We start from the raw sequence: 20,322 nt of genomic DNA on the forward strand, positions 1-20,322 counted from the left end.
AGCAAAACGATCCGCTGTCGACCGGGCCGCCTAGGACGCCCGCTCCAGGATCTCCTTCAGCGCCGCGCCGAAGCGGCGCACGTCTTCGAGCGTGTTGTAGTGCACCAGCGAGGCGCGCACTGCGCCGCTGTCCATCGAGAGGCTGAGCCGCTTCATCAGCCGCGGCGCGTACATGTGCCCGTCGCGGATGGCGATGCCGCGCGCCGCCATCTCCTCCACGATCATCTGCGGCGACAGCTTGCCGATGTTGAAGCAGAAGGTCGGCACGCGCTCGTCGATCCGTTCTTCGTCGGCGACGCCGTAGATCGTGGCGCCGCACTCCTTCAGCACGCGCATCATCTCGCGGGCGAGATCGATCTCGTAGGCGCGGATCGCTCCCATGCCGGCGACTATGTTGTCGCGGCGCGTGCGGTTGTTCTGTGGCGCAAAATTGCGGCCGACGGTTTCCAGGTAACGCACGGCGGCGTCCATGCCGGACACGTTCTCGTAGATGAAGGTACCGGCCTCGACCTTGTAGGGCGGCTCGTCGGGGATAAAATCCTCGCGGAAGGTCGGCAGCCGCTTCAGCGTGTCGTAACGTCCCCACAGGAAGCCCATGTGCGGCGAGAAATTCTTGTAGCCGGAACAGACGAGGTAGTCGCAATCCCACGCCTGCACGTCGATCAGGCCGTGCGGGCCGTAGTGCACGCAGTCAAGGAACACTTCCGCGCCCGCGGCATGCGCGATCTTCGCGACCGAGGCGACGTCGACGATCGAGCCGATCGAATGGGCCGTCACCGTGCAGGCAACCAGGCGCGTGCGCTCGGAGACGAGCGGGCGCAGGTCGTCGACATGCAGGTTGCCGTCCTCGCGCATGCGCCACCACTTGAACTTCGCACCGAGCGGCTCCAGCGCCAGCCAAGTGGCGATGTTGGCGTCGTGGTCCATGTCGGTGACGATGATCTCGTCGCGCACGTCATCCTTGGAACCCGCCAGCATCTGGCCGATGCCGAGACTGACCAGCCGGATGAAGCTGGTCGCGTTCATGCCGAAGCAGATCTCTTCCGGGCGGTAGGCATTGATCAGGATGGCAACGCTCTCGCGGGCGTCGGCGACGGCCTGGTCGACCTTGACGCTGTGCGGATAGCGACCACCCCGCTGGACGTTGAACTCGACCAGATGACTGGTCACCGCGTCGAGCACGCTCTGCGGGATCTGGGCGCCGGCGGCGTTGTCCATGAAGACGAACGAGCCGGCGCGCTGCAGCGCGGGGAACTGCGCGCGGACTGTGTCGATCGGGAATGATGAGGCATCAGATGGGGCGGCTGGACGCTGGTTCACGGTTCTGTCCTTAAATTCTGGGCTAGATGGAGATTGCGTCGGAGCAGCGAGCGCAGTTGAAGTCCCCCTCTCCGTCTCGGGCTTCGCCCTCGACACCTCTCCCCCACATTCGTGAGGGAGAGGACGGTAGCCAAGCTGGACACCCGTCCTCTCCACCCGGAACGGGGGGAGAGGTGTCGTCGCGAAGTGGCGACGGACAGGGGGAGATCAAAGGCACGACCTTTCAACGATCGAACTGAAATTTCACCGCGCAGCCGCCTTCGCGCGCTTCTCGATGTAGCCGACCAGGCGGACCATCGGCCAAAGGAAGGCGAGATAGACGAGTGCGGCGCCGATCAGCGGCGAAGGGTTGGCATAGAGGGCCTGGGCGTCGTTGGCCTCCTTGAGCAGTTCGGGCAGGGCCACGGCCGATGCCAGCGACGTGTCCTTGAACATCGACACGCAGTTGCTGGTGGTGGGCGGAATGACGAGGCGGATCGCCTGCGGCAGCACGACCTTGCGGAGCGTGAGGACGAACGGCAGGCCGAGCGCCTGGGCGGCCTCGAACTGGCCCTTCGGGATGCTCTCGATGCCCGAGCGGAACACCTCCGCCGAATAGGCGGCCAGCACGAGGGAGAAGGCGAGTACCGCCGAGGACCAGGACGACAGCCGGATGCCGACGAAGGGCAGCGCATAGTAGATCAAAATCAGCACGACCAGGATCGGCATGGCGCGGAAGATGTCGATGTAGACGATGGCAAGCAGCCGGATCGGCTTCGGCGCATAAAGGCGCACGAGGCTGACGAGAAGGCCTGCCGGCACGCCGATGCCGATGCTCATCAGGCCGAGCAGCAGCGTGTTGAACAGGCCGCGCATGAGGGCCGGAAAGGCCGAGAGCATCACCTGGCCGTTGAAGAAGGTGTCGAGCAAAGTCATCGGCGTTCCCGGCAAGGTTGCGTTGCGAACTGCTGAAACGATCGTGCCGGCGGTGAGCCGGCACGAGGAAGCCTGTCATGGTGGTCCTATCAGGCCTTCGGCAGCGGCGCTTCCGTCACCGTCGAGGACCCTTCAGGGGCATCCGCGCCGAACCACTTCTTGTGGATGGTCTGGGTCGTCCCGTCTTTCTTCATCTCGGTCAGCGCATCGTTGATCTTGCCGAGCAGCGGGTGGTCCTTGGTCATCATGAGCCCGTACTGCTCGCCGGTCTTGATGCGATCGACGACCGCCAGGCCCTGCATCTTTGTGAAGGCGTACTGCATGCCGGGGATGTCGCTCACCACGCCGTCGACGCGGCCGGCATTGAGGTCGAGCAGCACGTCCTGCTGGGTGTTATAGCCCTTGATCTCGGCGAAGCCCTGCGCGGCCTGGTTCTCCTTCGACCACTTCTCGCCGGTCGAGCCGGACAGCACGCCGACGATCTTGCCCTTGAGGTCGGCCAGGGTCTTCACCGAACCATCGACCTTGGCGGCCACGCCCATGTCGGAATCGTAGTAGGGCTGCGTGAAGGACTGCGAACCGAGCCGCTCCTTGGTGATCGTGATGGAGGAGATCGCCACGTCGATGCGGCCCGAGCTCGTCGCAGCAAAGAGCGGCTGGAAGTCGAGGCCCTGGATGTTGACGGTCATGCCGAGGCGCTTGGCGGCTTCGGTGACCATGTCCACCTCGAAGCCTTCGAAGTTGCCGCTCTCGGCCTTGAACTCGAAGGGCGGGTTGTTCGGATATGAACCGACGTTGAGCGCCTCCTGGGCCACGGCCGGGCCGGCGGCCATGCCGATCACGGCGGCGAGGACGAGCAGATTGCGACGGGTAAAGTTCATGTTGGTTTCCCCTTGTTGTCGTTCCGGACGGATCTCCCACCCGCCCGTTTCGTTGCCGCCCGCGCTGCGCGCGGAGCGTCAATTCATCGCATCGAGCATCCGATCGAGCGCAGTCTCGATCTGCGTCGCGTCGCGGCAGACGCACATGCGCAGGAAGGCGTTCGCCGCGTCCCCGAAGAGGTAGCCGGGCGCCAGCCCGACCTTGGCCTTCTCCAGGATGTCGGCGCAGGCCTTGCGCGCGTCGTCTTCCCCTTCGAGCGCGAAGAAAGCGTACATGCCGCCGCGCGGCTTGGTCGGGAGGATTATCCCGGGAATCTGCGCGAGCTTGTCATAGGCGAGGTCGAGGCCGGTCTTGACCCTCTGCCGGATCTCGCGGACGAGCGGCTCGCCCTGCCGGATGGCGGCCGTCGCGCCGGCCTGGATCGGGCCGGAGGTGCCGCTGTTGATGTACTGGGTCATCGCGCCGAGCTGGTCGGCGACGCCCGAGGGATGGGTCAGCCAGCCGATGCGCCAGCCGGTCATCGCCCAGGCCTTCGAGAAGCTGTTGACCGACAGCACGCGATCGCCGTCCTCGGCGATCTGCAGGATGGACGGAGCGACGTCGCCCTCGAAATAGAGCCGGCCGTAGACCTCGTCGGAGATGATCCAGATGCCGGTGCGGCGGCTGAACTCGAGCAGCGCAAGCATCTCCTCGCGGCTCGCCGTCCAGCCGGTCGGGTTGGACGGCGTCGACAGGAAGATGGCGCGTGTGCGCGCGTCGCAGGTCGCGAACAGCCGGTCGAGGTCGAGGCGCCAATCGCCCTTGAAGTCGAGCGAGAAGGGCCGCGGCTCGCCGCCGATCAGGTGGATCGCATTGTGGATGTTCGGCCACTGCGGCGCGACATAGACGACGTTGCTGCCGACATCGACCAGCAGTTCCAGCGCCAGGTAGAGCGCCTGCATGCCGCCGGGCGTCACGGTCGTTCGCGAGATCGGGATCGGCTGCCCGTGCACGCGCGTCTGGTACTCCTCGAGCGCCTCGTTGAGCGGCGCATGGCCCCGCATGTCCGGAATGTAGAAGGTGAGCCCGTCGTCGAGCGCCGCCTTGGCGGCATCGCGGATGAAGGCGGGGGTCACCATGTCGCCCTCGCCATACCAGAGCGCGATCACGTCGCCGAGCTCGCGGGCTCGCACGGCCATCTTCGCGATGTTCTCGGTATGCATGTCGCGGATCTGGGCGCGGGTACCTTCGAAGGCGTAGCGCGCCTTGGCCACGGCAGATGACTGGGGCGGCATGTACGACAACGGCTGAGCCCTTCGTATCCGGAACGTTTAATGGTGCCGCCGGGCCCTCGATGCGTGGACGCCACCGACGGCAAAATGCTATCCGAAGCGCGGACGTTTTCAAGGCAAAAGTTTTAAGCTTAAAAAGATTCGACGATCGGCCGGCCCCCGGGCATCGGGTTGTCGGCCCCGCCCATCACGTCTCCATCGCCTCGGATGCCTCCGCCCTGGCGGCCGCCACGCCTGCGCCGAGCAGCATCGTGTCGCTCGCGAGAATGAAGAAGCTCGCGCCTTTCGCTGCCCAGCGGGCAACATCCTGCGGCGTCTTGCAGAAGATGCCGGCGGCCTTGCCCTGGGCAAGCGTGGCCGCGATGATCGTCTCAATCGCCTGTCCGAGCTTTTCCGCGCCGGCCGCCCCGATCGCGTCGATCGACACGGACAGATCGCCGGGACCGATGAAGACGACGTCCACGCCCTCCGTCGCCGCGATCTCGCCGGCGTTCGCGAGGCCTTCGGCCGTCTCCACCTGGACCGCGACCACGGTCTCCGCATTCGCCCGCGCCAGATAGTCCGGGATGCGGTAGCCATAGCCGCCGGCGCGGCCCGGTCCGACGCCACGCTCGCCGAGCGGCGGGTAGCGGCATGCCTTCACCAGGGCCGCAGCCTGCGCGGCATTGCCGACCCGTGGGATGACCACCCCGCACGCGCCCGCGTCCAGAACGGCGGCGATCGCCTCCGGGCCGTGGCCCGGCACACGCGCCATCGCCGGCACCTTGTGGACTTCCGCCGCGCGGATGAGATCCTCGATGTGCCCGCGGCTGACCTGGGCGTGCTCGCAGTCGATGCACACGAAGTCGGTGCCGGCCTGCGCCGTGACCTCCACCGAGACCGGATGCGGGATCGCCGTGAAGGTGCCGATCACCCTCGTCCCGTCGAGACACCTTGCACGCAGTCCGTTCATCCGAGCCCCCTTTGGAAACGAAAACCGCCGGTGGCATAGCGACAAACCGGCCTTGTGCGAAGCGGCGGAAGCTATTTCAGGCTTGAAATATTCCATGGCGGTCGTAGCGTGCGGCACGTCCAGGGATCACGACATGGCACGACAGCATCCGCTCAAGGGTCCAAACCGCCTGAAACTCGGCGTCTTCTCGACCAATGCCGACGGCGGGCTCGCCATCACCGACGTTCCGGAGCGCTGGCTGGCAAGCTGGCAGGACAATCTGACGGCAGCGCAGATCGCCGATCGCGCGGGGCTCGAGTTCGTGCTGCCGATCGCGCGCTGGCGCGGCTTCGGCGGCAAGAACCGGGTCCGCGAGTGGTCGTTCGAGACCTTCACCTGGGCCGCCGGGCTGGCGGCGGCGACCGAGCGCATCGGCCTCTTCATGACGGTGCACGTTCCGCTGGTGCACCCGCTTTATGCAGCCAAGTCGCTCGCCACAGTCGACCATATCAGCCAGGGACGTGCCGGGCTCAACATCGTCTGCGGCTGGAACCCCAAGGAGTTCGGCATGTTCGGCACGCCGCTGGTCGAGAAGGGCTACGACCAGGCGACCGAGTGGCTGGACATACTGGAGCGGCTCTACGCGTCGGACGAGCCCATCGACCACGACGGCGCCTACTACCATCTCAAGCAGGCGGTCAGCCGCCCCGCCAGCCTGCAGGCGCCACGGCCGGTGACGATGAATGCGGCTTTCGGGGGGCCGGGACGAGATTTTGCGGCGGCCAAGTGCGACTACCTGTTCACCACCTTCTCCGAGATCGCCGACGCCGGGAAGCACGTCGCCGACATCCGCGAGCGCGCCGAAAGGAGTGGCCGCGACGTCGGCGCCTACACCGTCGCGCATGTCGTCTGCCGCGAGACTCGGGCGGAAGCCGAGGCGTATTACGAGCGCTACGCCGTCACCATGGCCGACCATGCCGCCGTCGACGAGCACATGGCCGGCAAGAAGGAGTTCTCGCAGTCGCACGACCGCCACGCCTACGACCGGTACCGGCAGCGCTTTGCCGGCGGGGCGGGCAGCTATCCGTTGATAGGCACCCCGCAGCACATCACAGACGACATGGTCGCGATCGCCGGGCAGGGCTACGAGGGCATCGCCCTGTCCTTCGTGAACTACACGCAGGAACTCCCCTATTTCTGCGACCGGGTGCTCCCTCTGCTGCGCGAGGCCGGACTGCGGCAGTAGCGGCGGTCCTGTCGCCCCGCCCTTCGGGCGTCAGTCGCCCCGGTCGCCGCCGCTGTCCACGGTGAGGAGGCTGCCCGCACCCAGGTTGCGGGTCCGATGGGTGGCGGCAGTGCGTGCCGCCTGCTCGTAGATGCCGGTCATCAGGTCCAGCGTATGGGCCGCCGCCTCCAGCCGCTTCGCAAGATCGGGCATCCGCTCCACCGCGTCGATCAGGAGGTCGGCGCGCACGTCGGCATAGCGGTCGGTGACGCTCCTGCCGAGCGCCGTCGTCTCGTAGGTGACGCCCGAGCGGCCGCTCCCGCTGCGCACGACCAAGCCGCCCTTGATGAGCTTGCGCAGGCTGTACTGGATGTTCGGGATGTCGTCGCGGTTGGCCATGTGGGCGAGGTCGCGCACGCTCTTCGGCCGGTCGTTCATGCGGATCATGTGGAGCAGCGCGTTCTCGGGTCCGCTTGCCGCGAACTCGACCACCGACGCGAGGCACTCGGCCTGCCAGTGCCCGAACGCCTCGAAGCAGCGGATCAGCGCGTATTCGATGTCGGCGACACTCATTTCCTGCGGTGTCCGCGCAAGATGCCAGGAACGGTCGAGCATCTTTGCATGATGGTTGTCTGTCGTTCGACGGTTCACGGCGGGTCTCCTCGCCGCGACCATGCAATAGGGACGCCCTTGCGTCCACATTCAAGTTAGAATAGACTTTCTATCATAAAATATAAGAGAACTATTGGGGCACACTGAGGAGATACGCGATGCAATCGCCACGGAATCGCATGTTCAATCGGGACCAGTTCCTGCTTGGAACCTTCGCATCGAACTGTTCCGGCGGAATGACCGTGACGAAGCTTCCGGAGCGCTGGAAGAGTTCGTGGGAGAACAACCTGAAGCTGGCGAAGCTGCTCGATGACGCAGGCATCGACTTCATGCTGCCGATCGCGAGATGGATCGGCTACGGCGGCGAGACCAACTTCCACGGCAGCGTGCTGGAGACGATCACCTGGGCCGCGGGCCTGTTGGCGCGGACGCGCGACATCACCGTCTTCGCCACCATCCACACCGCCGCCAACCACCCCGTCGTCGTCGCCAAGCAGCTCGCCACCATCGACCAGATCAGCGGCGGCCGCATCGGCCTCAACATCGTCGCCGGCTGGAACAAGCCCGAATACGAGGCGCTGGGGCTCAGCCTCCCGGACGATCACGAGACGCGCTACGGCTACGCGCAGGAGTGGTTCGACGTCGTGCGCGCGCTGTGGAGCCGCGAGGAGGCGTTCGACTGGGACGGCAAGTTCTTCCAGCTGAAGAACGTGCTCGGCGACCCGCGCCCGGCCACGCAGGTGCCTATCATCAATGCGGCAGGGTCGCAGCAGGGCCGCGGCTTTGCCGTCAACAATGCCGACTTCCTGTTCACCCCGGCGATCGACCTTTCCCGCTCCGCCGAAGAGATTGCGGCGCTCAAGCAGCAGGGCAGTGATGCCAGGCGCGATATCGACGTGCTGACCTTCTCCCATGTCGTGTGCCGTCCCACCGAGAAGGAGGCGACCGACTATCTCGCCCATTTCGGCAAGACCCACGCCGACTGGGATGCGGTCGACAATCTGGTGCGCCTGCAGTTCGCCCATGCGCAGTCCTTCCCGCACGACCTCCTCGCGCTGATCCGCGACCGCATGGCGGCGGGCCATGGCGGCTTCCCGCTCACCGGCACGCCCGAGCAGGTCGCCGACGGCATCGCAGCACTTCATGCGGCGGGCTTTCGCGGCACGACGCTGTCCTTCGTCGACTATGTCGAGGAGTTCCCCTACTTCCGGGACAACGTGCTGCCGCTGCTCGAAGAGCGCGGCATCCGCATGCCGGCGGCATCGGCCGCGGTGGCGGCATAGCACCGTGAGCGCTCTGCCCGAGGCCTACGTCGACATCGCCGACTTCCGCGCCGCGATGCGGCAGATCGTCGGCAATGTCAGCGTCATCACGGCCGGCGTCGGCGAGGACCGGTCCGGCCTGGTGGTGATCTCGATGGTGTCGCTTTCGGCCAACCCGCCGAAGGTGATCGCCTGCGTCAACCGCGCCTCGTCGACCTGGCCGATCATCGAGCGCTTCGGCCATTTCGGCGTCAGCTCGCTGGCGGCCCATCACCAGCCGGTGGCGGAGCGGTTTTCCGGCTTCGGCGGCATCAAGGGTCCGGATCGCTATCACGGGGCCGAGTGGATGACGCTGAAGACCGGAGCTTCGCTGCTGAAGGACGCCACGGCGGTCTTCGACTGCCAGCTGGACGAGATGATCGATCGCGGCTCGCACTCGATCATCGTCGGCTCGGTCGTTGCGGTCGACACCCACGAGCGCAACGAGGCGCTGGTCTATTGGCGCGGCGGCTACCGGCCCCTGCACCTGGAAGATTGAGCGCGACCCCCGTTTCCGACGCGAGGTCGCGGCCGGGGTTGAGGATCGCTCAGGATGTGACGTCCTTCCGGCTCGCCTCGTAGCGCGCCTTGGTCTCCGCGTTCATGGGATAGAGGCCGGGCAGGGGCACGCCACGCTCGACCTCGCGCATGATCCACTCCTCCATGCGTTCCTGTTCGGGCGCCTCGGCCAGCACATGATCGAGTAAGGCGGCCGGGATGAGCACCGCACCGTCGTCGTCCACGACGACGATGTCGTCAGGGAACACGGCGACGCCGCCGCACGAGATCGGCTCCTGCCAGCCGACGAAGGTCATGCCGGCCACCGAAGGCGGAGCTGCAGCGCCGCGGCACCAGATCGGCAGGCCGGTGCCCAGGACGCCGGCGATGTCGCGCATGACCCCATCGGTCACCAGACCGGCGACGCCACGCTTCACCATGCGCGCCGCGAGGATGTCGCCGAATATTCCGGCGTCGGTCGTGCCCAGGGCGTCGGCGACGACAATGCAGCCCTCGGGCATCGCCTCGATGGCGGCGCGTGTCGAGATTGGAGAGGCCCAGCTTGCCGGCGTCGCCAGGTCCTCGCGGGCCGGCACGAAGCGCAGCGTGAAGGCCGGGCCGACAAGCCGCTTCTGCCCCGCACGAACCGGCATCGTGCCGCGCATCCAGACGTTGCGCAGGCCCTTCTTCAGCAGGACGGTGGTGATCGTCGCGGTGGAGATCTTGCTGAGCACGTCGATCTGGGCCGGGGTCACGGTCATGATGCCTCGCAAACTGACTGGTTGCGGGCGTATCACGCTGGCGCAGCGGCGGGCAATAACGGAGTGGACAAAGACGCGGACCGGGTGCTTATCGGGCCGGGCGACTGTCCGAATGGGGAGACCGAGCGGCGGCGATTCCCGACACGTCGCCGCCCGATGACCAGCGGCAGGACTGGAGAAGGAAATGATCTCAGACGTCTTGGTGCCAGCCGGCGGGCAGTCCGAGTTCTGGACGGAAGAGCGCTGCTTCATCTCGGAGCTGCACAATTGCCCGCAGTCTCCCGAGGCATCGCTTGCCGTGGCGCGGGTGGAGGCGGGGGTGACCACCCAGCTGCACCGGCTGGACGGGGTCACCGAACGCTACATCCTGCGCCAGGGCGAGGGCATCCTGGAAGTTGACGGCGTGAGCCAGAGGCTCGTCGCGGGAGATCAGGCCATCATTCCCGCCGGCGCTTCGCAGCGCATCACCAATACCGGAGCCGGCGACCTCGAGTTCTACTGCCTGTGCACGCCGCGCTTCCTGCCCGAAAGCTACGTCAATCTCGAAGGCGGGAAGGAGCCCTGACGGCTGCCCCGCTGTTCCCGCGGCCGAGGCGGGGCAGGGCCGTCCCGCGAACCTCGGCGTCTGACTTCGGCGCGCCACTGAGACTTCATGCGCGCCAAAAGGGCGAAGCGCCGAACGAACCGGGAGAGGTCGAACGGCGCTCCGTTCGAGCCGGTCCTCAGTAGACCACCACGCTCCTGATCGACTTGCCCTGGTTCATCAGGTCGAAGCCCTTGTTGATGTCTTCGAGCGGCATGGTGTGGGTGATCATCGGGTCGATCTGGATCTTGCCCTCCATGTACCAGTCGACGATCTTCGGCACGTCGGTGCGGCCGCGTGCGCCGCCGAACGCGGTGCCCTTCCAGGTGCGGCCGGTGACCAGCTGGAACGGCCGCGTCGAGATCTCCTGGCCGGCGCCGGCGACGCCGATGATGATCGATTCGCCCCAGCCGCGGTGTGAGGCTTCGAGCGCCTGGCGCATGACCTTGGTGTTGCCGGTGCAGTCGAAGGTGTAGTCGGCGCCACCGATCTGATCGGCCCCGCGCTTGGTCATGTTGACCAGATAGGGAACGATGTCGCCGTCGACTTCCTTCGGATTGACGAAATGCGTCATGCCGAAGCGCTCGCCCCATTCCTTCTTGTCGTTGTTGATGTCGACGCCGATGATCATGTCGGCGCCGGCGAGACGCAGGCCCTGGATGACGTTGAGGCCGATGCCGCCCAGCCCGAAGACGATGGCGGTCGCGCCGATCTCGACCTTGGCGGTGTTGATGACCGCGCCGATGCCGGTGGTGACGCCGCAGCCGATGTAGCAGATCTTGTCGAAGGGGGCGTCCGGGTTGACCTTGGCCAGCGCGATCTCGGGCAGCACGGTGAAGTTCGAGAAGGTCGAGCAGCCCATGTAGTGGAAGATCCTGTCCTTGCCGATCGAGAAGCGCGACGAACCGTCCGGCATCAGGCCCTGGCCCTGGGTCGATCGGATCGCCGTGCAGAGGTTGGTCTTGCGGCTGAGGCAGGACGGGCACGAGCGGCACTCCGGCGTGTAGAGCGGGATGACGTGGTCGCCCTTCCTGAGCGAGGTCACGCCCTTGCCGACGTCGACCACGACGCCTGCGCCCTCATGGCCGAGGATGGCGGGAAAAATGCCTTCCGGATCGGCGCCGGACAGCGTGAACTCGTCGGTGTGGCAGATGCCGGTCGCCTTGATCTCGACCAGCACCTCGCCCTCGCGCGGACCTTCGAGGTCAACCTCCATGATCTCCAGCGGCTTGCCTGCGGCAACGGCGACGGCGGCGCGAGTCTTCATGTCATCCACTCCTCAGAATTCGTCGCGGGTTGTGAAGCACACCCTGTCCGCGGCATCAACCCGGCCGATTGTACACAGGGGGTCGGATTGATGCTTTCGCTCAGGACTGGGAGGCGCGAAAATCGATCCGGCCCTTTTCATTCGCAAGCCGCGCCTGCTAACTGCGGTTGCCGCCAGGAGGGACACAATCGCGACATGAAGGCACCAGACCAGCATCAGGCTTTTTCGGAAGATGGCGATGTTCTGGACGGCTTGCGCCGCCTCGGCCTTCTCGAGGATAGCGAACGCCCGGAACTGACGCCCCTGACCGGCGGCGTGTCTTCAGAAATCTGGAAGGTCTCGTCGGCACGAGGAGAATTTTGCGTGAAGCGGGCGCTGGCGCGCCTGCGCGTCGCCGCCGTCTGGGAAGCGCCGCTTGAACGCAGCCATTTTGAAGCGGAGTGGATGCGCGTCGCCGGCTCGATCCGCCCGGACAACGTGCCGGAGCTGCTTGCCGAAGACGTCGCAAGCCACCTCGTCGTGATGCGCTTCCTGCCGCCGGCGGACTATCCGCTGTGGAAGGCCCAACTGCGCGACGGCCATGCCGATCCGGCGTTCGCCGCAAAAGTGGGGGAGGCGCTGGTCGCGATCCATGCCGCCACGGCGGACGACCCGGCGATAGCTGCCCGTTTCGCCACCGATGCGGCCTTTCACGCCATCCGCCTCGAGCCCTATCTCGAAGCTACGGCCTCCAGGCACGAGAATGTCGCCGACCGCCTGTTCGAGCTGTCGCGGACGACGGCCGGAACGAAACGCTGTCTCGTGCATGGCGACGTCAGCCCGAAGAACATCCTGGCCGGGGCAGGCGGGCCGGTCTTTCTCGATGCCGAATGCGCCTGGTTCGGCGACCCCGCCTTCGACCTGGCCTTCGTGCTCAACCACCTGCTGCTGAAATGCATGTGGACGCCTGCCGCAGGCGAAAAATTCCTCGACTGCTTCGCCGCGCTGATCGCCGCCTACGTTGCCGGGGTGACATGGGAACCGGCTCAGGCTCTCGAAGAGCGCGCCGCCGCTCTGCTGCCCGGCCTCATGCTGGCGCGCATCGACGGCAAGTCGCCGGTCGAGTACATCACCGCGGAGGCCGACAAGGACAGAGTTCGCGGCTTCGCCATTCCCCTGCTGCAACGGCCTGCAACGACGCTGGCCGACATAGCCGCCGCGTGGCGGCTGGAGATTTCCAGATGAGCATGAACATCGAAACCGTGACCGGACGGCGGGTCTGGGATTCGCGCGGTCGCCCCACCGTAGAGGTCGACGTCACGCTGGCCGGCGGCGCGCGCGGACGCGCCATAGCCCCGGCGGGCGCCTCGACGGGCTCAGGAGAGGCTGTCGATCTGCGCGACCGCGGTGCGAGCCAGAGCGGCATGGATGTGACAAGGGCGCTCGCCGGCATCGCGGACGAGATCGCGCCGGCGCTTGCCGGGATGGATGCCGCAGACCAGGCGGCTGTCGATCGGCGTATGATCGACCTCGACGGGACGCCGAACAAATCGCGCCTCGGCGGCAACGCGCTGATCGCAACCTCAATGGCGGTCGCCCATGCCGCAGCGGCGGGCGCAGGGTTGCCCCTTTGGAGGTATCTCGCCGGCGACAACGCGCCCGGCGCGCTGCCGCTGCCCGAGATCCAGATCTTCGGGGGCGGCGCGCATGCCGGCAGGCGCATCGACATCCAGGACCTGATGGTGATCGCGGTCGGGGCTTCCGATTTCGCGACCGCGCTCGACTGGACCGCGGATGTGTACCGCGCGGCGGGCAAGCTGATGGCTGAGAGGGGCAAGCTGTCCGGCGTCGCCGACGAGGGCGGTTTCTGGCCGCTGTTCGATTCCAACGAGGAGGCGCTGTCCACGCTGCTCCGGGCCATCGAGCGCTCCGGCCATCGGCCGGGCGAGGACGTCGCCATCTCGCTCGACATCGCGGCCAGCGAGTTCGGCGAGAATGGCAGCTACCGGCTCGACCGCGAGAACCGCACGCTCGACCGCGCCGGAATGGCGGACATGCTGCTCGAATGGACGAAAAGGTACCCGATCGTGTCGATCGAGGACCCGCTGGCCGAGGACGACGAGGCCGGGCTGGTGGAATTCACCCGGGCGGCGGGGCCGACGCTGCAGATCATCGGCGACGATTTTCTGGTCACCAATGCCGCCCGTGTCCGTCACGCCGCATCGGTGGGCGCCTGTAACGCGGTGCTGATCAAGCCCAACCAGGCCGGTACGCTGACCGAAACCAGGGCGGCGCTGGAAGCTGCCCGCGAGGCCGGCTATTCCGCGGTCGTCTCGGCCCGCTCAGGCGAAACCGAGGACGTCACCATTGTTCACCTCGCCGTGGGTTGGAACGTGCCGCAACTCAAGGTCGGGTCCTTCACGCGCTCCGAGCGGATGGCGAAGTGGAACGAGGGTCTGCGCCTTGCCGAGCAGCTTCCCACCGGGGGGGAGCTGCCGCCCCGCGCTTCGCTGCCCTGGAAGGTCTGAGCCGCTTCCCCACCCTCGGATTTCCCTGAATTTGGAGCGTTTCAGGGATTCCGACGGCCTTCGGCGCTCGATTTTAGGCATTCTCGCCGACGATAAACAATGTCACATTGCGCGCCGGCAGCCGGCCCGCGCCGGCCCCTCGACATAGTCGTCTCGCAAGGACAGGGGAACGAGAATGAGACATTTCTGGAAGGCGACTCTCGCGGCCGCCGCAGTGGCCTTGGCCGCCGGCACGGCACAACTGCAGGCTGCCGAAAAGCTCTTCGTCTACGTGTCGCCCGACGCCATCGGCGTGAATGCATTTCTGAAGCTGGGCCAGACCGGCATCGAAATGGCCGGGAAGAAGTACGATGCAGACGTGAAGACGTTCGAATCGAAGACCGCGGCCGATCGGCTCGAGAACGTGAACGCTGCGGTCAATGAGGGCGCCGACATCGTCGTGGTGCTCGGCTTCGAGTTCAACGACATCATCAAGGAGGTCGCGCCGACCGCGCCGGACATCCAGTTCCTGATCGTCGACCAGTGCATCGAGGATCGCCCGGACAACGTCCATTGCGCCGTCTTCCGCGAGTACGAGGCCAGCTACCTGATGGGCGTCGCCGCCGGCATGCTGACGAAGTCGGACAAGGTTGGCGTCGTCGGCGCGCTCGATATCCCCTTCCTGCACCGCTACACCGACGGCTATGCGCAGGGCGTGAAATCGGTGAAGCCGGACGCCACGGTCGATATCCGCTGGGTGGGCGGCGAGAACCCGTTCGCCGACCCGGTGCGCGCCAAGGAGCAGGCGGTCGCCATGAATGCGGCCGGCGCCGACTACATCTACACCGCCACCTCCGGCGGCGACTTCGGCGTGTTCGAGGCGGCCAAGGAGAAGGGCTTCAAGGTGTTCTCGGTCGACGTCAACCATTGCCCGCAGGCGCCGGGACTGATCGTCGACCAGAGCCTGAAGAAGGTCGACGTCGCGCTCGAGACCGCCGTCGGCGCGATCCTCAACGGCGAGAAGAAGGTGACCATGGCGCTCGGCATCAAGGAAGGCGGTGTCGGCGCCATCGGCCTGGACGACGCGGTCATGGCCGACAGCAAGTGCCTGATCGCCGAGCATCCCGACGTGGCCAAGAAGATGCGGGAGGTCGCGGCGAGCATCGCCGACGGCACGCTCAAGCTCGAAGACCCGATGTTCGCGAAGTAGCATTGAAGCTGCATCTGACGCACGTGGCATCGCCCCCTCCACCGCCTTCGGCGGTCCCCCTCCCCCGTAAACGGGGGAGGATCCAGGTCGTGCCGGTGGTACCGCCGCGGCTCCTCCCCTGCGAAGCGGGGGGTCCGAAGGACGGTCGAGACGCGTGGCTCGGCCCGGCCGGGGACCACGCGAAGCGTGGTGGAGGTGGCGTCTGCAACTTCCTCGAAGCTCCCTGACATGCGCGCTGCCCTGAAGAACATCCGCGTGACGTTTGGACCGCTGGTCGCCGTCGACGACGTTTCGTTCGGCGTCGCTGCCGGCGAGATCCATGCTGTCGTGGGCGAAAACGGCGCCGGCAAGTCGACGCTGATGAACGTCCTGTTCGGTCTCATCAAGCCGGATGCGGGCACCATCGAGATCGACGGCGACGAGCGTGTCTGGCACTCGCCGCAGGACGCGATCGCAAGCGGCCTCGGCATGGTCCACCAGCATTTCATGCTGCAGGAAGAGATGACGGTTCTGGAGAACATCCTGCTCTGCGGCGAGCCGGTGAATCGCTTCGGCTTCGTCGACTTCAAGGCGGCCCGGAAGCAGATCGAGCAGGGCTTTGCCGGGCACGGCATCTCGATCGACCTCGACGCCCGCGTCGGCGACCTCGCGGTGGGCCAGAAGCAGGTCGTCGAGATCCTGAAGATGCTTTACCGCAACGCCAGGCTCCTGATCCTGGACGAGCCCACGGCGGTCCTGACGCCGCAGGAGAAGAACCGCCTGTTCGGCATCCTGCGCAGCTTCGCCGCAGCTCGGAAATCCATCATCATCATCACCCACAAGCTGGACGAGGTGCTGGAGATCGCCGACCGCGTGACCGTCATGCGCGGCGGCCGCATGGTCTGGTCCGGCCCGCTCATGGACACCTCCAAGACGCGCATGGCGCGCGAGATCGTCGGCGGCGATCTGCCTCCGCCGCTGAAGCACGAGCCGAAGGAACCGGGGGAGGTCGTGCTGTCCGTGCGCGGCCTCGCCGCCCGCGGCCATATTCCGGTCGGTCCGGTCGACCTCGAGGTGAGGGCGGGCGAGATCGTCGGCATCGCCGGCGTCAGCGGTAACGGCCAGGCGGAACTCATCCAGGCGCTCACCGGACTGCGCACCGTATCGGCGGGAGAGATCGCGCTCGCCGGCACCCAGATCGAGACGCTCGACGTCGCCGCGCGCCGGCAGGCGGGGATGAGCTACATCCCCGAGGACCGGCAGCGCGTCGGCCTGGCGCTCGGCGCCAGCGTAGCTGAGAACGCCAACGCCGGCCGCGACGACCGTGCCGCATTCTCGCGCGGACCGTTCCTCGACCGTGCCGCAATGGCGGAATTCGCGCGCGGCCTGATCGAACGTTACCGGATCAGGGTGCGGGGTCCGCGCGCGCTGGCCTCCACCATGTCCGGGGGCAACAAGCAGAAGCTCGTGGTCGGCCGTGAACTCGCGCGCGGGACGCCCCTCGTCATCGCCGAGAACCCGACCTGGGGCGTGGACATCGGCGCCATCGAGCTGATCCATGCCGAGCTCATGCGGATGCGCGACGCCGGCCATGCCGTACTGCTCGTCTCGACCGAACTGGACGAGGTCCTGCGCCTCTCCGACAGGGTCCACGTCATGTATGCGGGCACCTTGTCCGAGAGCATCCCCGCCGCTGAGGCCGACCGCAACCGCGTCGGCCGGCTCATGACAAGCCGCGCGGAAGCCGGCAGGACGGCGGCATGACGGAGCGCAATCGCATCGGCGGCGAGCTGCTGCCCTGGATCGTTACGCTCGCCTGGATCTTCGCGATCCTGTTCGGGCTGATGCTCTTGGTCTCCGCGCCGTTCGGCACGGCCATCCAGGGCTTTCTCGACGGCGCATTCGGCGGCCGTCGCTTCGCTTTCCTGATGGCCACGCTTTCCCGCGCCACCCTGATCGTGGGCATGGCGCTGTCGGTGATGCTCTCCTTCCGCGCCGGCCTGTTCAACATCGGCGGCGAAGGCCAGCTGGTGGCGGGCGGCCTCGTGTCGGCACTGGTTGCCGTGCTCCTGCCGGGCCCGCCGCTGCTGGTGCTGGCCGTCGCGATGCTGGCCGGTATGGCCGCCGGCGCGGTCTGGGCGCTGCTGGCGGGTATCTTGCAGATCTACGTGGGCGTGCCCCTGCTTGTCGGATCGCTGCTCCTGAATTTCCCGATCCGCTACATCGCGTCCTATCTTGTGGCGCATCCCTTCCGCGACGTGGAGTCCGGCATGGTCCAGTCGCATCTGGCGCCGCAGGGGACCTGGCTGCCCTACTTCCCCGGCGTGCGCCTCGACATCGGCATCCTCTTCATCGTCGCCACCAGCATCTTCGCCATCGTCTACAGCTACACGACCGTGCACGGCTATCATTCCCGCATGAACGGCCTGTCCGGCGACTTCGCCCGCGCCGTCGGCCTTCCGGTCAGGCGGCTCACCCTGCAGACGCTGGCGATGAGCGGCGCTATCGCCGGACTGGTCGGCGCGATAGCGGTGTTCGGCATCCACCACCGCTACATCGACGGCATGCTGGTGCAACCCCTCTATGCCTGGACCGGCATCATCGCGGTGCTCCTCGTGGGCATGATCCCATGGCTGGTGCCGCTCTCCGGCTTCTTCTTCGCCGCCATCCAGACGGGCGCGGCCGGCATGGAGCGGGCAGCCGGCGTGCCGAAGGAGATCGCGCTGGTGATGCAGGCGGTCATCATCCTCTTCGTCGCCAGCCGCGTCTCGGGCGCGCTGCTGCAAGGGACCAGGAAGGGGGAGGACGACGGTGCTTGACCTCTTCGCCGACGCCTCGTTCCTGGCCTCGATCCCGCGCTTCGTCACGCCGATCCTGCTTGCGGCCCTCGGCGGCGCCATCTGCGAGCGGGCGGGCGTGTTCAACATCGGCTTGGAAGGTATGATGCTCACCGGCGCCTTCTTCGCCGTGCTCGGCGCCTATTTCGGCGGCTCGCCCTATCTGGGCGCGCTGGCCGCCATTCTCGCGGGCATGGCGATGGGCGCGATCTTCGCCGAGTTCAATGTGCGCCGGGGCGGCGACGCAATCGTGGTGTCGATCGCCATCAACCTGCTTGCCGCCGGCATCACCACCTTCCTGCTGCGCGCCATATTCGACGTCGCCGGCGCATTCCGCGACCCCGCCATCGCCGGCTTCCGCCCCATCCACATCCCGGCCATCGCGGACATCCCGGTGATCGGCCCGATCCTCAGCGGCCAGTCCATTCTGTTCTACCTGGCGCTGGCGCTCGTCATCGCGCTCCACGTCTTCTTCGCGCGCCACCGTCTCGGCCTGCGCATCCGCGCCGCCGGCGAGAACCCTGCAGCGCTTACCGCTGGCGGCGTGAGCCCGCAGCGGGTCCGCCTTGCAGCGCTGCTGATGTGCGGCGCGCTTTGCGGGCTTGCCGGCGCGCAGCTTTCCATCGCCAACGTCAATTTGTTCGTCGAGAACATGAGCGCCGGACGCGGCTGGATCGCCGTTGTCGCCGTGCTGCTGACGCGCGGACGCCCCTTGCCGCTGTTCCTTATCGCGCTACTGTTCGGCGCGGTCGACAGCCTGTCGTTCCGGGTGCAGGGTTTCGGCCTGCCGCAACAGTTCACCGACATGATGCCGTATCTTGCCACGCTCGTCGTGCTGACCATCCTGTCCTGGGTGAGGTTGAAGCGCAGCGCTTGAGGAGACCAGCTTGACCGATCTGATCATCCGCAACGCAACCGTCGTCACCTGCGATCCAGCCGGGACGGTGATCCCGGACGGCGGCGTGGCGGTCGCGAACGGCCGGATCACGCATGTCGCCTCCTCGGCCGATCTCGCCCCGCTGGCCGCCAGCGCGAGACAGGTGATCGACGGCTCCGGCCATATCCTGATGCCGGGCATCGTCAACACGCATTGTCACGCCGCCGACAGCCTGTTCCGCGGACTGGTCGAGAACCTGCCGCTGGAGCCCTGGCTCCAGACCGTGTGGAAGGCGGAGGGCGCGATCCTCAATCCCGACACGTCGCGGCTGGGCAGCGTGCTCGGCTTTGCCGAACTGCTGCTGTCCGGCGTCACCACCGTCATGGACATGTTCTGGTATCCGTTCGAGACGGTGAAGGCGGCGCGCAGCGTCGGCATCCGCGTCTCGACCGGCGGCATCTTCTTCGATCCCGCCGGGGTGACCGCTCTCGCGGTGGACAAACGCGTGGCAGAGGCCGAGCGCTTCTGCGAGACGTTCAAGGACGCCGACGACGTGCTGCCGGCGGTGCTTCCGCACGGCGCCTACACGGTCGGGCCTGAGAACCTGAAGAAGGCGAAGGCGGTCGCCGAAAGACATGGCGCTCTGTTCTGCACGCATGCCGCCGAAACCCGCGCCGAGCAGGCGGACGTCACCGGCCGCTACGGTCGCACCATCATCCGCCACCTCGACCACTATCGCCTGCTCGATCAGCGGACGGTGCTGGCGCACTGCGTGCATCTGGACGACGAGGAACTGGACATTCTTGCCCGCACCGGCGCGTCCGTCGCGCACAATCCGATGTCGAACATGAAGCTCGCCTCGGGGTTCGCCCGCATCCCCGAAATGCTCGACCGCGGCATCACCGTGACGCTCGGCACGGATGGCGCAATCAGCGGCAACGATCTCGACATGTGGATGGGGCTGCGGCTGGCCGCGACGCTGCACAAGGGCTTTACCGGCCGGGCCGACGTGATCTCGACGCGGCAGGCTCTCGACATGCTGACGCTGAATGGCGCAAGGGCGCTGGCCGCTTCCGACCGCATCGGCAGCCTGGAGGTCGGCAAGTTCGCCGACATGGTGATGGTCGACGTCAAGCGGCCGCATGCCGTGCCGCTGTTCGACCCGATGACGCATCTCGTCTATTCCACCGCCAAGTCGGACGTGCGCCAGGTGTTCCTCGGCGGCGAGCAGGTCGTGACGGACGGCGAACTGACGAGGCTCGCCATTGCCGACACCATCGCCGAGGTCGAGCAGTTGACGCCCAGGATCAAGGCGAGCATCGCATGATGAGGACGGTTGACCTGAGCGCGCCCCCTCCACCGCCTTC

At 66.7% G+C, this 20,322-nt stretch carries 19 protein-coding genes; 11 read left to right on the top strand and 8 right to left on the bottom strand.

Annotation, left to right across the window (positions count from 1 at the left end; translation table 11 throughout):
* Nucleotides 1-30: 30 nt before the first annotated feature.
* The 5 genes from PD284_RS04515 to PD284_RS04535 all read right to left on the bottom strand — a co-directional run bounded on the left by PD284_RS04515 (nucleotide 31) and on the right by PD284_RS04535 (nucleotide 5,340).
* Complete coding sequence (locus tag PD284_RS04515; protein ID WP_274627032.1) at nucleotides 31-1,320, bottom strand: cysteine desulfurase-like protein; 1,290 nt, start codon at nucleotides 1,318-1,320, stop codon at nucleotides 31-33.
* A 243-nt stretch (nucleotides 1,321-1,563) separates the two neighbouring features.
* Complete coding sequence (locus PD284_RS04520) at nucleotides 1,564-2,235, bottom strand: amino acid ABC transporter permease (RefSeq protein ID WP_274627033.1); 672 nt, start codon at nucleotides 2,233-2,235, stop codon at nucleotides 1,564-1,566.
* 89 nt (nucleotides 2,236-2,324) lie between these two features.
* Entirely contained in the window at nucleotides 2,325-3,116 is a 792-nt protein-coding gene (locus PD284_RS04525) for an ABC transporter substrate-binding protein (RefSeq protein WP_274627034.1), read from the bottom strand.
* A 78-nt stretch (nucleotides 3,117-3,194) separates the two neighbouring features.
* Complete coding sequence (locus PD284_RS04530) at nucleotides 3,195-4,391, bottom strand: pyridoxal phosphate-dependent aminotransferase (protein WP_274630538.1); 1,197 nt, start codon at nucleotides 4,389-4,391, stop codon at nucleotides 3,195-3,197.
* 184 nt (nucleotides 4,392-4,575) lie between these two features.
* Nucleotides 4,576-5,340 carry an HpcH/HpaI aldolase family protein gene (locus PD284_RS04535; RefSeq protein WP_274627035.1) on the bottom strand — a complete coding sequence of 255 codons (765 nt, stop codon included), beginning with the start codon at nucleotides 5,338-5,340 and terminating at the stop codon, nucleotides 4,576-4,578.
* Nucleotides 5,341-5,473: 133 nt separating this feature from the next.
* Between PD284_RS04535 and PD284_RS04540 the strand changes: the two genes are divergently transcribed.
* The gene (locus PD284_RS04540; RefSeq protein WP_274627036.1) at nucleotides 5,474-6,565 is read left to right on the top strand and encodes an LLM class flavin-dependent oxidoreductase; all 1,092 of its coding nucleotides are present in this window, start codon (nucleotides 5,474-5,476) and stop codon (nucleotides 6,563-6,565) included.
* A gap of 30 nt (nucleotides 6,566-6,595) precedes the next feature.
* Here the strand turns inward: PD284_RS04540 and PD284_RS04545 are convergent, their stop codons facing one another.
* Entirely contained in the window at nucleotides 6,596-7,195 is a 600-nt protein-coding gene (locus tag PD284_RS04545; RefSeq protein ID WP_274627037.1) for a winged helix DNA-binding protein, read from the bottom strand.
* A 119-nt stretch (nucleotides 7,196-7,314) separates the two neighbouring features.
* On the opposite strand from PD284_RS04545, the gene PD284_RS04550 reads away from it, so the two are divergent.
* Together PD284_RS04550 and PD284_RS04555 are read left to right on the top strand one after the other, a co-directional pair.
* The gene (locus PD284_RS04550) at nucleotides 7,315-8,439 is read left to right on the top strand and encodes an LLM class flavin-dependent oxidoreductase (RefSeq protein ID WP_274627038.1); all 1,125 of its coding nucleotides are present in this window, start codon (nucleotides 7,315-7,317) and stop codon (nucleotides 8,437-8,439) included.
* 55 nt (nucleotides 8,440-8,494) lie between these two features.
* Complete coding sequence (locus tag PD284_RS04555) at nucleotides 8,495-8,956, top strand: flavin reductase family protein (protein ID WP_274630539.1); 462 nt, start codon at nucleotides 8,495-8,497, stop codon at nucleotides 8,954-8,956.
* 49 nt (nucleotides 8,957-9,005) lie between these two features.
* Here PD284_RS04555 and PD284_RS04560 read toward each other — a convergent pair whose 3' ends face one another.
* Nucleotides 9,006-9,716 carry a ribonuclease activity regulator RraA gene (locus PD284_RS04560; protein WP_274627039.1) on the bottom strand — a complete coding sequence of 237 codons (711 nt, stop codon included), beginning with the start codon at nucleotides 9,714-9,716 and terminating at the stop codon, nucleotides 9,006-9,008.
* A gap of 184 nt (nucleotides 9,717-9,900) precedes the next feature.
* Between PD284_RS04560 and PD284_RS04565 the strand changes: the two genes are divergently transcribed.
* The gene (locus PD284_RS04565; RefSeq protein WP_274627040.1) at nucleotides 9,901-10,281 is read left to right on the top strand and encodes a cupin domain-containing protein; all 381 of its coding nucleotides are present in this window, start codon (nucleotides 9,901-9,903) and stop codon (nucleotides 10,279-10,281) included.
* A 157-nt stretch (nucleotides 10,282-10,438) separates the two neighbouring features.
* Here PD284_RS04565 and PD284_RS04570 read toward each other — a convergent pair whose 3' ends face one another.
* Nucleotides 10,439-11,566: an S-(hydroxymethyl)glutathione dehydrogenase/class III alcohol dehydrogenase gene (locus PD284_RS04570; protein ID WP_274627041.1), complete on the bottom strand. Its 1,128-nt coding sequence runs from the start codon at nucleotides 11,564-11,566 to the stop codon at nucleotides 10,439-10,441.
* Nucleotides 11,567-11,761: 195 nt separating this feature from the next.
* Between PD284_RS04570 and PD284_RS04575 the strand changes: the two genes are divergently transcribed.
* From PD284_RS04575 to PD284_RS04605, 7 genes are all read left to right on the top strand, one after another.
* Nucleotides 11,762-12,790, top strand: a complete 1,029-nt coding sequence (locus tag PD284_RS04575; protein WP_274627042.1) for a phosphotransferase family protein — start codon at nucleotides 11,762-11,764, stop codon at nucleotides 12,788-12,790.
* Nucleotides 12,787-14,073, top strand: coding sequence for a phosphopyruvate hydratase (gene eno / locus PD284_RS04580; RefSeq protein WP_274627043.1), 1,287 nt, complete (start codon nucleotides 12,787-12,789; stop codon nucleotides 14,071-14,073). Before PD284_RS04575 ends, eno begins: the two co-directional genes overlap by 4 nt.
* Before the next feature lie 175 nt (nucleotides 14,074-14,248).
* Nucleotides 14,249-15,262: a BMP family ABC transporter substrate-binding protein gene (locus PD284_RS04585; protein WP_274627044.1), complete on the top strand. Its 1,014-nt coding sequence runs from the start codon at nucleotides 14,249-14,251 to the stop codon at nucleotides 15,260-15,262.
* 228 nt (nucleotides 15,263-15,490) lie between these two features.
* Entirely contained in the window at nucleotides 15,491-17,005 is a 1,515-nt protein-coding gene (locus tag PD284_RS04590; RefSeq protein ID WP_274627045.1) for an ABC transporter ATP-binding protein, read from the top strand.
* Nucleotides 17,002-18,060 carry an ABC transporter permease gene (locus PD284_RS04595; protein ID WP_274627046.1) on the top strand — a complete coding sequence of 353 codons (1,059 nt, stop codon included), beginning with the start codon at nucleotides 17,002-17,004 and terminating at the stop codon, nucleotides 18,058-18,060. The genes PD284_RS04590 and PD284_RS04595 overlap by 4 nt, the downstream gene beginning before the upstream one ends.
* Nucleotides 18,053-18,955 (top strand): ABC transporter permease, encoded by a 903-nt coding sequence (locus PD284_RS04600; protein ID WP_274627047.1) that lies wholly within the window; start codon nucleotides 18,053-18,055, stop codon nucleotides 18,953-18,955. Before PD284_RS04595 ends, PD284_RS04600 begins: the two co-directional genes overlap by 8 nt.
* 10 nt (nucleotides 18,956-18,965) lie before the next feature.
* Nucleotides 18,966-20,282, top strand: coding sequence for an amidohydrolase family protein (locus PD284_RS04605; RefSeq protein ID WP_274627048.1), 1,317 nt, complete (start codon nucleotides 18,966-18,968; stop codon nucleotides 20,280-20,282).
* The last annotated feature ends 40 nt before the right edge of the window (nucleotides 20,283-20,322 follow it).

Origin of the sequence: Mesorhizobium shangrilense, from assembly GCF_028826155.1 — a bacterium.
Lineage (GTDB): Bacteria > Pseudomonadota > Alphaproteobacteria > Rhizobiales > Rhizobiaceae > Arvimicrobium > Arvimicrobium flavum.

Coding starts and splice junctions, on each gene's coding strand:
- PD284_RS04520 (WP_274627033.1), bottom strand. CDS start 2,235: ATGACTTTGCTCGACACCTTCTTCAACGGCCAGGTGATGCTCTCGGCC.
- PD284_RS04525 (WP_274627034.1), bottom strand. CDS start 3,116: ATGAACTTTACCCGTCGCAATCTGCTCGTCCTCGCCGCCGTGATCGGC.
- PD284_RS04530 (WP_274630538.1), bottom strand. CDS start 4,391: ATGCCGCCCCAGTCATCTGCCGTGGCCAAGGCGCGCTACGCCTTCGAA.
- PD284_RS04535 (WP_274627035.1), bottom strand. CDS start 5,340: ATGAACGGACTGCGTGCAAGGTGTCTCGACGGGACGAGGGTGATCGGC.
- PD284_RS04540 (WP_274627036.1), top strand. CDS start 5,474: ATGGCACGACAGCATCCGCTCAAGGGTCCAAACCGCCTGAAACTCGGC.
- PD284_RS04550 (WP_274627038.1), top strand. CDS start 7,315: ATGCAATCGCCACGGAATCGCATGTTCAATCGGGACCAGTTCCTGCTT.
- PD284_RS04555 (WP_274630539.1), top strand. CDS start 8,495: ATGCGGCAGATCGTCGGCAATGTCAGCGTCATCACGGCCGGCGTCGGC.
- PD284_RS04560 (WP_274627039.1), bottom strand. CDS start 9,716: ATGACCGTGACCCCGGCCCAGATCGACGTGCTCAGCAAGATCTCCACC.
- PD284_RS04565 (WP_274627040.1), top strand. CDS start 9,901: ATGATCTCAGACGTCTTGGTGCCAGCCGGCGGGCAGTCCGAGTTCTGG.
- PD284_RS04570 (WP_274627041.1), bottom strand. CDS start 11,566: ATGAAGACTCGCGCCGCCGTCGCCGTTGCCGCAGGCAAGCCGCTGGAG.
- PD284_RS04575 (WP_274627042.1), top strand. CDS start 11,762: ATGAAGGCACCAGACCAGCATCAGGCTTTTTCGGAAGATGGCGATGTT.
- eno (WP_274627043.1), top strand. CDS start 12,787: ATGAGCATGAACATCGAAACCGTGACCGGACGGCGGGTCTGGGATTCG.
- PD284_RS04585 (WP_274627044.1), top strand. CDS start 14,249: ATGAGACATTTCTGGAAGGCGACTCTCGCGGCCGCCGCAGTGGCCTTG.
- PD284_RS04590 (WP_274627045.1), top strand. CDS start 15,491: ATGCGCGCTGCCCTGAAGAACATCCGCGTGACGTTTGGACCGCTGGTC.
- PD284_RS04595 (WP_274627046.1), top strand. CDS start 17,002: ATGACGGAGCGCAATCGCATCGGCGGCGAGCTGCTGCCCTGGATCGTT.